The sequence below is a fragment of the Ensifer sp. VA4 genome, from assembly GCF_055710065.1.
The window spans coordinates 70,994-85,937 of the sequence record NZ_JBVQPO010000007.1; the positions used below are offsets into that span (position 1 = coordinate 70,994).

Annotated in this window: 14 protein-coding genes and 1 pseudogene; 10 read left to right on the forward strand and 5 right to left on the reverse strand. The window is 60.4% G+C overall.

Annotated features, from left to right (window positions below):
- Positions 1–4 precede the first annotated feature (4 nt).
- From AC0C6X_RS13685 to AC0C6X_RS13725, 9 genes are all read left to right on the forward strand, one after another.
- Positions 5–775, forward strand: a complete 771-nt coding sequence (locus tag AC0C6X_RS13685) for a transporter substrate-binding domain-containing protein (protein ID WP_173519154.1) — start codon at positions 5–7, stop codon at positions 773–775.
- Between the two features lie 113 nt (positions 776–888).
- Positions 889–1,611 carry an ABC transporter permease gene (locus AC0C6X_RS13690; protein WP_247958838.1) on the forward strand — a complete coding sequence of 241 codons (723 nt, stop codon included), beginning with the start codon at positions 889–891 and terminating at the stop codon, positions 1,609–1,611.
- A gap of 11 nt (positions 1,612–1,622) precedes the next feature.
- On the forward strand, positions 1,623–2,312 hold the full coding sequence (locus AC0C6X_RS13695) for an ABC transporter permease (protein WP_472953588.1): 690 nt from the start codon (positions 1,623–1,625) through the stop codon (positions 2,310–2,312).
- Positions 2,313–2,343: 31 nt separating this feature from the next.
- Positions 2,344–3,222 (forward strand): 4-hydroxy-tetrahydrodipicolinate synthase, encoded by an 879-nt coding sequence (gene dapA, locus AC0C6X_RS13700; protein WP_173519151.1) that lies wholly within the window; start codon positions 2,344–2,346, stop codon positions 3,220–3,222.
- A 158-nt stretch (positions 3,223–3,380) separates the two neighbouring features.
- Positions 3,381–4,595 carry a trans-sulfuration enzyme family protein gene (locus AC0C6X_RS13705; protein ID WP_247958886.1) on the forward strand — a complete coding sequence of 405 codons (1,215 nt, stop codon included), beginning with the start codon at positions 3,381–3,383 and terminating at the stop codon, positions 4,593–4,595.
- A gap of 21 nt (positions 4,596–4,616) precedes the next feature.
- A complete protein-coding gene (locus tag AC0C6X_RS13710) occupies positions 4,617–6,005 on the forward strand; it encodes an aspartate ammonia-lyase (RefSeq protein WP_472953589.1) in 1,389 nt (462 codons plus the stop codon).
- Between the two features lie 13 nt (positions 6,006–6,018).
- Entirely contained in the window at positions 6,019–6,813 is a 795-nt protein-coding gene (locus tag AC0C6X_RS13715) for a phosphotransferase (RefSeq protein ID WP_472953590.1), read from the forward strand.
- Positions 6,810–7,253: an Lrp/AsnC family transcriptional regulator gene (locus tag AC0C6X_RS13720; RefSeq protein WP_173519147.1), complete on the forward strand. Its 444-nt coding sequence runs from the start codon at positions 6,810–6,812 to the stop codon at positions 7,251–7,253. The genes AC0C6X_RS13715 and AC0C6X_RS13720 overlap by 4 nt, the downstream gene beginning before the upstream one ends.
- A gap of 23 nt (positions 7,254–7,276) precedes the next feature.
- Entirely contained in the window at positions 7,277–8,212 is a 936-nt protein-coding gene (locus AC0C6X_RS13725) for a homocysteine S-methyltransferase family protein (RefSeq protein WP_472953591.1), read from the forward strand.
- A gap of 291 nt (positions 8,213–8,503) precedes the next feature.
- On the opposite strand, the gene AC0C6X_RS13730 is transcribed toward AC0C6X_RS13725, so the two are convergent.
- On the reverse strand, positions 8,504–8,740 hold the full coding sequence (locus AC0C6X_RS13730; protein WP_472953593.1) for a hypothetical protein: 237 nt from the start codon (positions 8,738–8,740) through the stop codon (positions 8,504–8,506).
- A 304-nt stretch (positions 8,741–9,044) separates the two neighbouring features.
- Between AC0C6X_RS13730 and AC0C6X_RS13735 the strand changes: the two genes are divergently transcribed.
- Positions 9,045–10,019 (forward strand): 3'-5' exonuclease, encoded by a 975-nt coding sequence (locus AC0C6X_RS13735; protein WP_173519145.1) that lies wholly within the window; start codon positions 9,045–9,047, stop codon positions 10,017–10,019.
- Between the two features lie 610 nt (positions 10,020–10,629).
- Here the strand turns inward: AC0C6X_RS13735 and AC0C6X_RS13740 are convergent.
- From AC0C6X_RS13740 to denD, 4 genes and pseudogenes are all read right to left on the reverse strand, one after another.
- Positions 10,630–11,052, reverse strand: a pseudogene (locus tag AC0C6X_RS13740) (DinB/UmuC family translesion DNA polymerase); the annotation flags it as partial.
- 122 nt (positions 11,053–11,174) lie between these two features.
- Complete coding sequence (locus AC0C6X_RS13745; protein WP_173519144.1) at positions 11,175–12,959, reverse strand: IlvD/Edd family dehydratase; 1,785 nt, start codon at positions 12,957–12,959, stop codon at positions 11,175–11,177.
- Positions 12,956–13,867 carry an NAD(P)-dependent oxidoreductase gene (locus AC0C6X_RS13750; protein ID WP_472953594.1) on the reverse strand — a complete coding sequence of 304 codons (912 nt, stop codon included), beginning with the start codon at positions 13,865–13,867 and terminating at the stop codon, positions 12,956–12,958. The genes AC0C6X_RS13745 and AC0C6X_RS13750 overlap by 4 nt, the downstream gene beginning before the upstream one ends.
- Complete coding sequence (gene denD, locus AC0C6X_RS13755) at positions 13,867–14,850, reverse strand: D-erythronate dehydrogenase (protein WP_472953596.1); 984 nt, start codon at positions 14,848–14,850, stop codon at positions 13,867–13,869. The genes AC0C6X_RS13750 and denD overlap by 1 nt, the downstream gene beginning before the upstream one ends.
- Positions 14,851–14,944: the final 94 nt, after the last annotated feature.

Here is a 14,944-nt window from a genome sequence, read left to right on the forward strand (position 1 = left end):
TGACATGAAGACCGCAATTTACCTTATCGCCGGAGCAGCTCTTTTCGCCTCGGGCGCTGGCGCGGGTGCGGAAGTGCGCTTTGGCATCATGAACGAAGCCTACCCGCCGTTCTTTACCAAGGACGCGTCGGGCAAATGGATCGGCTGGGAAATCGATCTGATGGATGCGATCTGCTCGGAAATGAAGGAAAGCTGCTCGGTCGTTGACATGTCTTGGGATGGGCTCATCCCGGGTCTTCAGTCAAAGAAATTCGACGTCATCTGGTCTTCCATGTCCATCACGGATGAACGTAAGAAGACAATCGCCTTCACGAACAAGTACTACAACACACCAAGCAAACTGATTGGTGCACAAGACGGCAAAAGCGGTACTACCGCCGATGACGTCGCCGGCAAAACGATTGCCATCCAGGTCTCCACGGTCCAGACCGAATATTACAAAAAGCACTTTGCGAGCGTGGCCGACGAGAAGACCTATGCCACACTGGATGAGGCTTTCCAGGACCTCGCAGTCGGCCGCGTGGACTACGTGTTCGGCGACTCCATCCCGCTGATGACATTCCTTGGATCGGATTTTGGCAAGGATTGCTGCGAGGACAAGGGCAATGTCCAGGATGACCCGGATGTTCTGGGACAGGGGATCGGCGGCGGATTGCGCAAAGAAGATTCCGAGCTGCTCGCCAGGTTGAACGCCGCCATCACTGCCATTCGAGCTAACGGAAAATACGCAGAGATCTCCAAGAAGTATTTCAACTTCGACCCCTACGGCGAATAGTCGGACCTAGCGGGAGTTAAGGCGACCCGCTGTATCTCCGCCGATTGCACCCTCTCACCGACAAAGCGTTCGAGCCGTAACGAATCTGCTCGGACGCCGCGGAGCTGTTGTTCATGCAGACAAGCTTATCCATTCTCGAACTGCTTTCTCCCAATCCACCGGGATGGGGCGGGGTACTGCTTTCGGGCGCGGTCTCGACCATTATGATTTCGCTCGGAGCGTACCTGGTCGGCATATCGATCGGGCTTGCGGCCGCGGCCGGCAAACTCAAGGGCAGCCGTGCCGTCGCCACCTTGCTTGATCTTTATACGACGGCGGTGCGCGCTATCCCGGAACTGATCCTGATCATTGGTCTCTATTATGCCGGGACGGACGGCATCAATAGACTGCTTTCCGCACTCGGCTTCCCGCCAATCGAGATCAACGGCTTCCTCGCCGCCGTCCTTGTGCTCGGGGTCGTGCAGGGCGCCTACATGACCGAGGTGCTGCGCGGTGCAATCCTTGCCATTCCCGTTGGCCAGATCGAAGCCGCGAGCGCCTTCGGCATGCGACCGTGGCTGCGCTTCCGCCGGATCGTTCTGCCCGCTCTTATACCGAATGCGATCCCCGGCATGGCCAATCTCTGGATGTCGGTAACCAAGGACAGTGCGTTGATCGCCGTCGTCGGCTACCAGGAACTGGCGCTTGCGACACGTCTCGCCGCCGGAAATACCAAACATTATTTCCTGTTCTTCTTCGCCGCTGCCGCAATCTATCTGGCGATCACGGTCGCCTCCAATGTCGTGTTCGCTAGCCTGGAGACCTATTTCCGACGCGGACAGCCGAGAGCAGCCTGAGGAGACGCACAATGGATTTCTCGTGGGTCTTCAACTATTGGCCGCTCATCGCCGCAGGCGCGTTACAGACGATACTTCTGCTCTTCATTTCGGTCACTCTCGGCTTCGTTTTGGCGATCGGCCTTGCGCTCGCGCAGGTGAGCGTTCCCCATTGGCTGCGATGGTGCGCAAAAGCCTACTGCACGTGCTTGCGTGGTACGCCACTGCTCATCCAATTGTGGCTGCTTTATTATGGCGTCGGGTCTTTGCTGCCTATGATCCCCGGCCTGCGCTCAAGCTTCCTTTGGCCGATCGTGCGCGAGGGCTTCTTCTTCGCGGCGGTCAGCTTCACGCTGAATTACGCCGCCTACGAGGCGGAGGTGCTGCGCGGTGCGTTGCTCGCCGTTCCAAAGGGAGAACTGGAAGCCGGACGCGCCTTCGGCATGACACGGTGGACCCTTTTGCGGCGAATTTGGCTGCCACGGGCGATCCGCATCGCCCTGCCGACGATCACCGGCGAGGTGGTGCTACAACTGAAGGCGACACCGCTCGCCTTCACCGTCACCGTGATGGATCTCTATGCCGTCGCCTACAAGATCAGGCAGGACACGCTACTCGTCTACGAGCCTCTGGCCGTCGTGACCGTCTTCTATATCTGCCTCACCCTCATGATCACGCGCGCCTTCCGCATCGTCGAGATGCAGGTCCCGATACGGCGCTGACATCGCCGGTGCAAGTCAAACGGAGATTACGATGTTTAAAGGATCGATCACGGCTCTTGTCACACCGTTTCAAGACGAGAAGGTTGATGAAGAGGCCTTTCGGTCGCTCGTCGAATGGCAGATTGCGGAGGGCACCAACGGTCTTGTCCCCTGCGGCACGACCGGAGAGAGCCCGACACTTTCACACGCCGAGCACAAGCGGCTGGTTGAACTGACTGTGGACGTAGCGAGGGGACGAATTCCTGTGATCGCTGGCGCCGGATCCAACAGCACTGATGAGGCGATCGACTTTTCAAGGCACGCGCAGGAGGCGGGCGCCGATGCGCTGCTTGTCGTCGCGCCCTATTATAACAAACCGACGCAAGAGGGACTCTACCAGCATTTCCGCGCCATTGACGCGGCGGTCTCTATTCCGATCATTGTCTACAATATACCACCACGCAGCGTCGTCGACGTCTCCGTGGACACGCTTGCACGTCTGGCACGGGATTGCCGAAACGTAATCGGCGTGAAGGACGCCACCGCCAATCTCCTGCGTCCTTCCTTGGAACGAATGGCCTGCGGTCGAGATTTCAATCTGCTATCGGGCGAGGACGGCACAGCCATTGGTTACATGGCGCATGGTGGACACGGCTGCATATCCGTGACCGCAAATGTCGCGCCGCGACTTTGTGCGGAGTTCCAGTCCGCGTGTCTTGCGGGTGATTTCCGTCGCGCGCTCGAAGTTCACGACCGCCTGATGCCACTGCACCGCGCGCTTTTCCTGGAAACCAACCCGGCGGGTCCGAAATACGCCCTCTGGCGCCAGGGGCGCATGCGCCGGGACGTGCGTCTGCCGCTCGTAACGGTCGCGCCTGCGGTGGAAGCCGAAATCGATCAAGCCATGCGACACGCCGGTCTTTCGGTCTGATCTGCCGGTCTCTCGGCCAGATCGCCTTAGGCAGCAACGGCAAAGTCAGCGCAAACGATGCCACCATCCCTAGTCAGGGACTGAATGCCCAGGAGGATACCCAGATGACAACGACACTCCCAGCTCTGTTCGAGCGCGAGCCAGCCCAGAACAAGAGCATGCCCGGCGCTACAATGGGTCTCAGTCGCGAAACCCTCGCTCTGAACGGCGGGCTCGTCATCGATCCCTCAACGAAGGCCATCGCCCCCAACGTTTCCATGTCCGTCAACAATGTGTTGACACCCGGTGACGGAGCTTTTTCCGCGGATGGCGTCGACGATCTGACCGCGCTGCCGTTCCTCTATGCGCGCTGGACCAATCCTACGGTGCGGCAGCTGGAGCAGCGCCTTGCCGCACTCGAAGCCGCCGATGACGCGGTTGCCACGGCAACGGGCGTTGCGGCAATCGGCGCAACGTTCCTTACCTTCTTGAAGAAGGGCGACCACCTGATTGTGAGCGACGTTTGCTATGCCGGTGCCAACGAACTCGCCCGGCGCATATTGCCGGACTACGGCATTGAGGTGACGCCGGTGAACATGTCGCGCACCGAGGAGGTTGCTGCCGCGTTCCAGCCCAACACCAGGCTTGTCCATTGCGAAAGTCCGTGCAATCCGATCCTGCGCCTGACCGATCTTGCCGCCATCGCCGGCGTTGCACGAAGGCACGGTGCTCTGATGTCGGTCGATTCAACATTAGCCACTCCTGTGGCCACGCAGCCGCTGACACTCGGAGCGGATCTCGTCATCCACTCCCTGACGAAGTTTATCAACGGGCATGGCGATACGTTGGGCGGCGTCGTTTGCGGACGCAAGGAGCTGGTGGAAAAAATCCGCTCACGCGCCGGCGTATATCTCGGTGCGTCCATGCCGGCCATGAACGCTTGGCTCATCCTGCGTGGCATCGACACGCTGTTTCCCCGCATGCGGGCGATCTCTGACTCCGCGACAAAGATCGCGACGTTCCTGCAAGGTCATCCGGCGGTGGCGGCTGTAGCCTACCCGGGACTACCCTCCCACCCGCAGCATAACTTGGCGAAATGCCAGATGGATCTGTTCGGAGGCGTGCTGACCTTTCAGGTGAAAGACCCCGCGACGATGGCCCGGAAGCTCGCCGCGCATCTCAAGGTTGCCCATTATGCCTTCTCGCTCGGTCATCAGCGCTCAATCGTGGTGCTGCTCGATACGCAGGAAATGATGAAATCGACCTACGGGCTCACAGGTGAGCAGCTCGCTGATTACCGCCGCTTTGCGGGGGATGGAGTGTTCCGGCTGTCGGTCGGGCTGGAGGCGACCGACGATCTCATTGCCGACCTCGACCAAGCGATCAATGCGTGAACCTGAGCGCAGAGAAAGATTATGACAAAGACTCGCATCGAAACTGACCTGCTCGGGCCCCGGACAATTCCGGCAAACGCCCTGATTGGGATCCACACGCTACGAGCAACGGAGAACTTCGACGTATCAGGGATCAGGCTCCAAGATTTTCCCGAGTTCGTGCAATCTTTAGGAATGGTCAAGCAGGCCGCCGCCGCGACCAATCTCGAACTTGGACTTCTTGAACCTCGTCTCGCACGGGCAATCGAGCGCGCCGCCGACAGACTGATCGCCGGGGAAATTCTCGAGCCGCATTTTCCGGTGGACATGATGCAGGGCGGGGCGGGGACTTCGACCAACATGAACGTCAACGAGGTAATTGCCAATCTTGCATTGCAGGGCCTGGGGCGGCAGCTTGGCAGCTATGATGCGGTCAACCCAAACGATCATGTAAACCTCTCCCAGTCGACAAACGACGTTTATCCGACCGCAATTCGTCTGACGGTGCTGCGGGAAGGTGAGAAACTAAGCTTGGCTCTTTCGGCATTGGTAGCCTCGTTTCGATGCAAGGGAGAAACCTTCTCTGACATCCTGAAGGTTGGCAGGACGCAGCTCCAGGATGCCGTCCCGATGTCACTTGGGCAGGAGTTCGAAGCCTTCGCGGAGACATTGGAAGAAGACGTCGCACAATTTCTCAGCGCCGCCGAGCTGATGCGCGAAGTCAATTTGGGTGGCACCGCGATCGGTACAGGAGTCAACGCGCCCGCGGAGTTCTCTGTTGCGGCCTGTGCGCATCTGTCCCGCATCTCTGGCATCACTCTCCGACCCGCGCGCAACCTCGTCGAGGCGACGTCTGACACCGGCGCCTTCGTTTCGATCTCGGGCGCTCTCAAACGCACGGCAGTGAAGCTTTCGAAGATCTGCAACGACCTACGGCTCCTGTCGAGCGGCCCGCGCGCGGGCTTCGGCGAAATCCGGCTTCCAGCCATGCAGGCGGGCTCTTCGATCATGCCGGGCAAGGTCAATCCGGTGATCCCAGAAATGCTGAACCAGATCGGCTTCCAGGTGATCGGCAATGATATGGTGGTCACACTTGCAGCCAGTGCCGGGCAACTCCAGCTGAATGCGATGGAGCCTGTCATCGTGCTCAACATTCTCCAATCCATGCGGCTTCTGACGCGAGGCATGGACGCGCTGCGAACTCGATGCATTGAAGGAATCGAGGCCGATGCAGAGCGTTGCCGGGCGCTTCACGACGATTCCCTCGTTCTTGCAGCAGCCCTCAATCCTCTCATAGGATATGCCCAGGCCGCATGCCTTGCCCGAACAGCACTGGCGGAACGGAAGTCGCTGCGCGAGGTGGTCGGGCGCGACAGTGGGCTGTCTGCGGCAGAGATCGACACGATTTTTGGAGAACCGAGGCGACACTGAAGGAAGCATAAGAATGGCTGTGTTCACAGATCTGACCGAGGTCGAGTGTCGCCAAATCGCCACGGCCTACCGCCTGGGACGTCTGACCTCGGTCATCGGCATTGCCGACGGCGATGCCGAGACCACCTTTCTCTTCCGCTCAGAACGCGGTGAGTTCATTGTCACCTTGTTCGAAAGCGGCGCCGATCCCTTCGATCTCGAGCGTGCTTTTCGCACTATGGAAACCCTTTCTGCCGCAGGCGTACCCTGTCCGACGACGTTCCGAACCGATGCCGGCGCAGCGACGGTCACCGTGTCTGGCAAGCTCGTTGCGGTTGTCGGCTTCATGCCGGGGTCACGACCGAACGAGATCACCCCTGAGAAGAGCCGGGCGCTGGGGGGGTGCGTCGCGCGCATCCACCAGACCTTGAGGCGTTCCTTTGACGAAGGGCGCTCAGGCCTCCCGAAAGGTCCGGTGCACGGAGCCCTCAATCGGGACAATGTCTTCTTCCTCGGCGAGGCCGTGAGTGGCGTCATTAATTTCCGATTGCGCCACGACGACATTTTGGTCGCGGAACTCGGGCAAGTCTTAATGCGCTGGACCGCGCGAGCGGACGGTATGCTGGAGAACAGGCTCGTCCGCCCCTTGCTCGCCGGGTACGAAGAGGTCCGTCGTTTGACTGCACCAGAATGGCGCGCCTTGCCGGCCTTCGTGATGGCCGCTGCTGCTGCCGAGCTTGGAAAAGATTGCAGGCTCACGGATCTTGAAGCGGGCACGTTCAAGGCCTTCCACTCCGCCAAGGCATGTACCGAGGAGCTGCAGCCATGAAGCGAATTCTCGACCGAGCGGATGAGCGCATCCTGATCGAGTTGGCTCGAAATGCCCGAATCCCGCACGCCGAGTTGGCGGAGGTGGTCAATCTGTCGCGCAACGCCGTGCGCCAGCGGATTGAGCGGTTGGAGCGGGACGGTCTTATTCAGGGCTACACGATCATCGCTGGCGAGGGTAGGCCGCCCGCCACAGCCGTCACTGCGATGATGTTCGTGTATCGACACGACCGCATGCGCGGTGGTGACGTCATCCACGCGCTCAAACGACTGCCGGAGGTGGTGTCCTGCGACGTCATGAGCGGCGAGTTTGATCTGGTCGTTCGAGTTGAAGCGGGCGCCACCGACCGCATCCGCGAAATCTGGCAGGAAATATCGGCACTTCCGGGCGTTCGAGACACGCTCACAGCGTTCGCACTGTCTTCGGTGATCAAGCGATGAGCCGGGCCAAAAAGGGATAAGCCATGAAACCGATTAAAATTCTCGACGGCGGAATGAGCCGCGAACTTGTCCGACTTGGAGCGAACCTCAGGCAGCCTGAATGGTCAGCGCTCGCGCTAATGGAGGCTCCGGAAGTTGTCCGGCGCGTGCATGAGGAGTTCATCGTCGCGGGCGCCGATGTCATCACCACCAACAGTTACGCATTGGTGCCGTTTCATATCGGTGAGGAGAGATTTCGTGCCGAGGGCCGCAGGCTGATTGCTCTTGCTGGAAGACTTGCGCGCGCAGCAGCCGATAGTGCTAAAGAGCGCAAAGTACTCGTCGCCGGATCTCTGCCGCCGATATTCGGTTCATACGAACCGCAACTCTTCAGACCGGAGCGGGCGCAGGACTATCTTGGCGTATTGGTCGAAGAGCTCACGCCCTACGTTGATCTGTGGCTAGGTGAGACTCTGAGCCTCGTGGCCGAAGCCGAGGCAGTGCGGCAGGCAGTAGCGAGCACCGGCAAACCGTTCTGGATCTCTTTCACGCTTGACGACGGGCCAGGCACAGAGCCAAACCCGGCAGCCCTGCGTTCCGGGGAACTCCTGGACGATGCTGCATGCTGGGTTGCCGGGTCGGGAGCTCAGGCACTCCTGTTCAATTGCAGCCGTCCAGAAGTTATGCAGGCAGCGGTCGAGGAGGCGTCTGAGGTCTTAGACACCTTGGGCGTTTCCCTAAATATAGGTGTTTATGCGAATGCATTCGCTTCCGATGAGGAGGGAGCGGCAAATGAAACGTTACATTCCGTTAGAGATGATCTCTCAGCTGACCGATATTCTCGCTTCGCTTGCGGTTGGGTGAAGAGCGGAGCCTCGATCATCGGTGGCTGCTGTGGTGTGGGTGCGTCGCATATACGGTGCGTCGCTTCTCGGCTTAATCGGCGCGAAAACGATTCGTACTCGCGTTTAGCTGAATAGGTGGCGCGCTCCTGCGAGCACAACGGCCTTATCCCCGAACAATTGCGCTCGGCTTTCTTAATTGAGCTAAGCCCCCGACCGACTTACGTCCTCAAGTTGCTTGGGAAGTGGCTGGAGTGGCGGCAGTTCACGGCCGTCCCGGGAGACTAGGCACAAGGCTTCGGTAACGAGGCCGTTCCAGTCAAGCAAAAAGTGACGACCGCAGCGGCGCCGTCATGCTGCCAGTGCGGTAAATAATCCCTACAGATTCCCTTTCGCCGATGCCTGGCTTGCTCCGTCCTTCATTTGAAATCACCCCGGGTTCATGCTTCGGTCCGTGGTCAGCGCGATGGCTGCCAACATGATGCTGGTCCAGTGCGGTAATTCCGATGTGCCCATCTCATTGGCGTGCTCGACCGAGGCCGAACGATGGCCAGTTTCCATTAAGAAGATTGTCGTTTGCGGCGCGCAAGCGCCGACTCGGTCGAGGACCTGTAAGGCGGCTTTTTTCGCATATCCGGGAAATGTCTTGCAGATTGAGTTAGACATCTGACGTATCCATGACCAATTTGAACGATACCAATCTTAGGCAGACCGTTAGAACTGGCCGTTCCCAGGGGAACGATCGTGAGGAACGATCGACCCCGCACTTGCCCAAGCCCTGCCTTGTCCCTGCCGCTCCGTGAACGAGATCCAGGGAACGACGCTCGTTTCCCATTTGCAAAGTCGCTGCGATCGCTGCTTTCTATCGTTTCCGCAATTTCCCCGGAGTTCGTTCAAGCGTATGGCTTAGATCTGAGCTTCCGGGCCTTGGATTCGGGGAACAGATTCGGGAACGATTTCGAGAAAGCGAATGACACAACAGTTCGACCTATTTGTTTCCGATGAGCCGGCCCCCTCAAAAGCTGTCCATCCATTAAGTATGAAGCGACAGGCTTCAACCGTTCTCAGCGATGAGGAGATGGTCCGGCACCTGCGGGCAACGGGCCGGTTTCGGATTCTGACAAAGCTTGAGCCTCGCCCCATCGCGACGGCGTTACGCCCCGAGTTTCCCTTGAAAGGCGTCATCCTCGATACGGAAACGACAGGTCTCAACCATCGCAAGGACGAGATCATAGAGATTGGTGCCATCGCCTTGACATTCGACGAGGTCGGCAACATTGGCGATGTGACCGGCGTCTATGGAGGGCTTCAGCAACCAAGCGTTCCGATTCCACCTGAGGTCACACGCCTGACCGGAATTACGGATGCAATGGTCATTGACCAGATGATCGATATTCAGGCATTGCGCGCGATGGTCGAACCGGCCGATCTCATCGTTGCGCATAACGCCGGTTTCGATCGGCCTTTCTGCGAAGCTTTTTCTCCTATCTTTGCGGACAAGGCCTGGGCTTGCTCCGTCTCTGAAATCGATTGGGCATCCCGCGGCTTCGAAGGCACCAAGCTCGGTTACCTGATTGGGCAGGCGGGTTATTTCCACGACGGACATCGAGCCGTCGATGACTGCTTCGCACTCCTGGAGGTCTTGGCAAAGGGCGAGGATGGCGCGAGCCGTACGCCGTTTACCGAACTCTATGAGGCAAGTCAGCGATCCCGCGTTCGTGTGTTCGCGCAGAACAGCCCATTCGACATGAAGGACCACCTGAAGGCGCGCGGCTATCGCTGGTCGGACGGCAGCGACGGGCGCCCGAAGTCATGGTGGATTGAAATCGGCGAGGATGCTCTCGAGGGCGAGCTTCGATACCTGCGCGAAGATATCTATCGCTGGGATGAGGCCGATCCACCTATCAAGTACCTGACGGCCTTCGACCGCTTCAAGGCGTCGTGAAGCCGTCTCTCAATCAGACCGGTACTGGCTATCCGGCCGTATTGGGAGACCGGCGTCTTTCAAGAAAAGCTGCACGGATCATTTCCGTCTTTGAAGGCGGCGTAGCGGGAGCAAGAGGGAGGCATGCGTTTGGCTTGCGCTTCCCGTCGCGCATCCTGAGACTTGCTGAGCATCCAATCGATCGGCGTCGGGTACGAAATCGATCGGCACGCCGTTAATGTCATGGCGGTGCGAATCCCGGCGTGCGACCGCGATCTGATAGCTTCTCGAATGGATGTAGGCCCCGGTCGCTTTGCGTAGCGTTGACACGCTGACATCGGATCTCATTCCATAGGCCCAAGGCAAACGGCCGGATCGGGTCGCCAACTTTTATCGGCAGGATCGCAATCGGCCGTGTGAGGAGAGCATTGATCTCCTCAGCCTTTGATACCTCTCTATCGCGTGCCGGAACCGGGCCGGTGTTTTCTCGCGAAGATTTCGATGTGGGAGGTTTCTGACGTGTCACAGTTCGTGCCTGCAGCAATCTGGCAAAATCCTCATTGAGGTTATGTCGCACAACATGTCAACAGAGCGACATTAGGCCGAGCCGCACGGTCTCGGCCGGACAAGCTTAAAGCGCGAGCGCGAGTTGAGGTTTGTCTTCGATGGTTGCGCTGTCGAGCGATGACAGCGACACGCCCAAAAGCCGAATACCTTTCGCGACCGGGAAAAGCGGCGAGAGCAGGAGCGTCGAGACGTCGGCGAGTTCCCCAGCGTTCGCGATTGGGGCCCAGACAGCCCTTCTCCGGGTGATCTGTGTGAAGTCAGCCCATTTCACTTTCAGTGTTATCGTCTTGGCGTGAATTCGGTTTAGCTCGCAATAGCGCCAGACCTTCTCGATCAGCGGCTGAAGTCCTGAGCGTGCCGTGTCGAAATCGTGACTGTCAGCGGAGAAAGTATCTTCCGCACCGATCGACTTGCGCACCCGGTCGGGTTTGACCTGCCGTTCGTCGATGCCGCGGGCGATCCAGTAAAAGCAACTGCGGCCCCGACCTTGAACGCATCGTAAGTCTCGTCATATCGCACCATGCGACCTACTACCGGGCAAATCAAACAGGGGAAGGCTCTCGATTGGCGATCGCACGGAAGTGGTTGCTCCGTGCGATCGCGAGATAGTCAGTGGTTGTGGCGCGGCGGCGTCCCGGAGATCTGGCGGAACTTGTCGGCCTCCCTGATCGTCGCGCCGTCGGCGAGTTGGGTCACGGTCTGGCGGTAGATCATCTGCCAGGGAGTGGCGTCACCCGGTACCTTAGGAATACCACCGGCCTTGCGGTGCTCGATCTCGGCATTGTCCACCAACATGTCGCAGAGGCCTTCGTTGAAGTCGATGCGAATCGTGTCGCCGGTACGTAACCAGGCAAGACCGCCGCCGGCCGCGCTTTCGGGCGAGGCGTTCAGGATCGACGGGCTGTCGGCGGTGCCGGACTGGCGGCCGTCGCCGATCGTCGGAAGGCTCATGATGCCGCGCTTCAGCAGGTGATCCGGCGGCTGCATGTTGACCACTTCGGCCGAGCCCGGCCAGCCCTTGGGACCGGCGCCGCGGATCACCAGGATGCAGTTCTCGTCGATATCGAGCGAGGGGTCGTTGATCCGCTTGTGGTAGTCCTCAGACCCGTCGAAGACGATGGCGCGACCCTCGAACACGCCCTCGCGTCCCGGCTCCTGCAGGTAGCGCTTGCGAAAGCTGTCGGAAACGACGCTCATCTTCATGATGGCGAAGTCGAAGAGATTGCCCTTGAGGACGAGGAAGCCCGCGCGTTCGCGCAGCGGCTCGGCAAAAGGCCTGATCACTTCGCGGTCATCGGATTCGCGGCCTTCGAGGTTTTCGGTCACGGTTTTGCCGGTGACCGTCGGACAGCTGCCGTCGATCTTTCCGGCCTTGAGCAGCTCCCACATGATGGCAGGCACACCACCGGCACGGTGAAAACGTTCGCCGAGATAGGCACCCGCCGGCTGGACATTGGCGAGCAGGGGTATGTCGTAGCCATGGACCTGCCAATCGTCCGGGTTGAGCGTCACGCCCGCGTGCTTGGCCATTGCCATCAGGTGCGGCTGGGCATTGGTCGAGCCGCCGATGGCGGAGTTGACCTTGATCGCGTTCAGGAATGCCTCGCGCGTCAGGATATCCGACGGCTTGATGTCTTCCAGTACGAGCTCAACGGCGCGGCGGCCGGTGCGATAGGCCATCTGTCCGCGTTCGCGGTAGGCCGCCGGGATCGCCGCGCAGCCGGTCAGCGACATGCCGAGCGCTTCGGCCATGGCGTTCATCGTGGACGCCGTGCCCATGGTGTTGCAATGGCCGACGGAGGGCGCGGAATCAAGGGCCGCTTCGAGGAACTGCTCGCGGGTTACTTCGCCGGCGGCATACTTGCGGCGCGAACGCCATATCACGGTGCCGGAGCCGACGAGATCGCCGTCGTTCCAGCCGTCGAGCATCGGTCCGCCGGAGAAGACGATCGACGGAATATCGACAGTCGAGGCGGCCATCAGTGCCGACGGGGTGGTCTTGTCGCAGCCGGTGGTTAGGATCACGCCATCGAGCGGATAGCCGTAAAGGATTTCGACCAGTCCGAGATAGGCGAGGTTGCGGTCGAGCGCCGCCGTCGGCCTCTTGCAGTTCTCGAACAGCGGATGGGTCGGGAACTCGATCGGAATGCCGCCCGCATCGCGGATGCCGTCGCGCAGGCGCTTCGCCAGCTCCAGATGGTGGCGGTTGCAGGGGTTGAGGTCGCTGCCCGACTGGGCGATGCCGATGATCGGTTTGCCGGACCTGAGCTCTTCCGGTGTGGTGCCGTAGTTCATGAAGCGCTCCAGGTAGAGCGCGGTCAGGTCCAGGTGCTCGGGATTATCGAACCAGTCCTGCGAGCGCAGCCTTCGGGCGGCCTTCTTGTCGTCGGTCATTGATCTTCCTTCCGTTCGCTTCCGTTGACCTTCTCCAGATGCAATAGAAGCGCGCTGTGATCCTGTTCTCCGCCGCCATCGGCGACGAAGTCACGGAATTCACTGCGCACCATGGCCGTCAACGGCAATTCCAGATCCAGGAGATCGGCCATGGCGGCAACCGCATCCAGGTCCTTCAGTTGCAGCCGAGAGGGGCCGCCGGGGGCGAAGGTGCGGTTGACCATGCGGGCGCCGTGCAGGTCAAGAATCCGGCTCTCGGCGAAGCCGCCACGAATGGCGTCTCGGAACCTGCCGCGATCCGCGCCGCCGGCTTCCACGAGGATCATCGCCTCGGCAACCGCACCGATCGTGATGGCGACGATCTGCTGGTTGGCCAGCTTGCAGACCTGGCCGGCGCCGGCCGGGCCGACATGCGTGACGCGGCCAAGCGCGGCAAAGACGTCCGCAAGGCCAGTGATAAGCTCCGCTTCACCGCCGGCCATTATGGCGAGGGTCCCGGCTTCGGCGCCGACGACGCCGCCGGAGACCGGGGCATCGACGTGGGCGACGTTGCGCGCAGCGAGGCGCGCGGCGTGATCGCGGGCGATCGGCGGGGCGATCGACGAGGAATCGACGACGATCGCGCCGGCCTTCAGGACTGTGGTGACGCCGGCTCCGAACAGCACCTTGCCGACCGCGTTTCCGTCGCTCAGCATGGTGAAGACGATGTCCGCATCACGTGCAGCGTCGGCGGCCGTGGCTGCAAGGTTTGCGCCATCCGCCACCAGGGCTTCGGCTTTGGAGGGGTCACGGTTCCAGACGGTGACGGGAAATCCTGCCTTCAGCAGGCGGCGCGCCATCGGCGCGCCCATGAGCCCGGTGCCAAGAAAGGCAATGCGCCGGGACGCAGCCGCTTTCTCTGCGGTCATCAGAGCTTGCCTCCCAGTTCGTCCTCGATGTGGACCCTGATGATCTCGTCGAAGGATTTCTCAGCGGTGAAACCGAGTTCGATGGCGCGCTTGGCTTCGAAACCGGGCGCCCAGCCGGCGCACATGCGCATGATCATCTCGTCGGGCTCGCGACGGATGAGCGACACGGCCTTCTCGCCGCCGACGCGGCGCAGAGCCTCGATCTGTTCACCGACCGTGGCGCTGAGGCCCGGCATGGAAAGGTTGCGGCGCGGGCCAACCTTTTCGACGTCGATGGTCGCGCCGTGGATCAGGAAGCCGACGGCCGAGCGGGGCGAGGCGTGCCAGTGACGGACGTCGTCGGAGACCGGTAGTACGGCTTCCTGGCCGACCAGCGGCTCGCGCAGGATGTTGGAGAAGAAGCCGGAGGCAGCCTTGTTCGGCTTACCCGGACGGATGCAGATGGTCGGAAGGCGGATGCCGATGCCGTCGAAGAAGCCGCGACGCGAATAGTCGGTCATCAAAAGTTCGCAGATGGCCTTCTGTGTGCCATAGCTGGTCAGCGGCGTAGTGTGGAACTCGTCCGGGATCGGATAGGGCAGGGGAGCGCCGAAGGCAGCGATCGACGAGGTGAACACGACACGCGGCTTGTAGCCGTCCTGGCCGTGGGCGATGCGGATCGCGTCGAACAGGTAACGGGTGCCGTCGAGGTTGATGCGGTAGCCCTTGTCGAAGTCGAGTTCGGCTTCGCCCGACACGATGGCGGCGAGGTGGAAGATCAGGTCCGGCCGTCCGGTGATGAGGCGCTCGGCTTCGCCAGCCGCCGAAAGGTCAACGGTTTCAAGGACAGTCTTGCCGGTAAAACCCATCGGCGCTTCCGGGGTGATGACATCGACCAGCGTCATCGCCTCGATGGCGCGGCCGTTCAGGTATCCGTCCCTTGCGAGACGTGCCGTGAGCTTGCGACCCACCATGCCGGCGGCGCCGATGATCAGAATGTGCACCTTACTACTCCTCCATGCTTTCGTTCCGAACCTTCCGACGAAGGTGCGAACCACTCAACCGAAAAAAGACATTGTAAGGTTGTCTGATAACCTT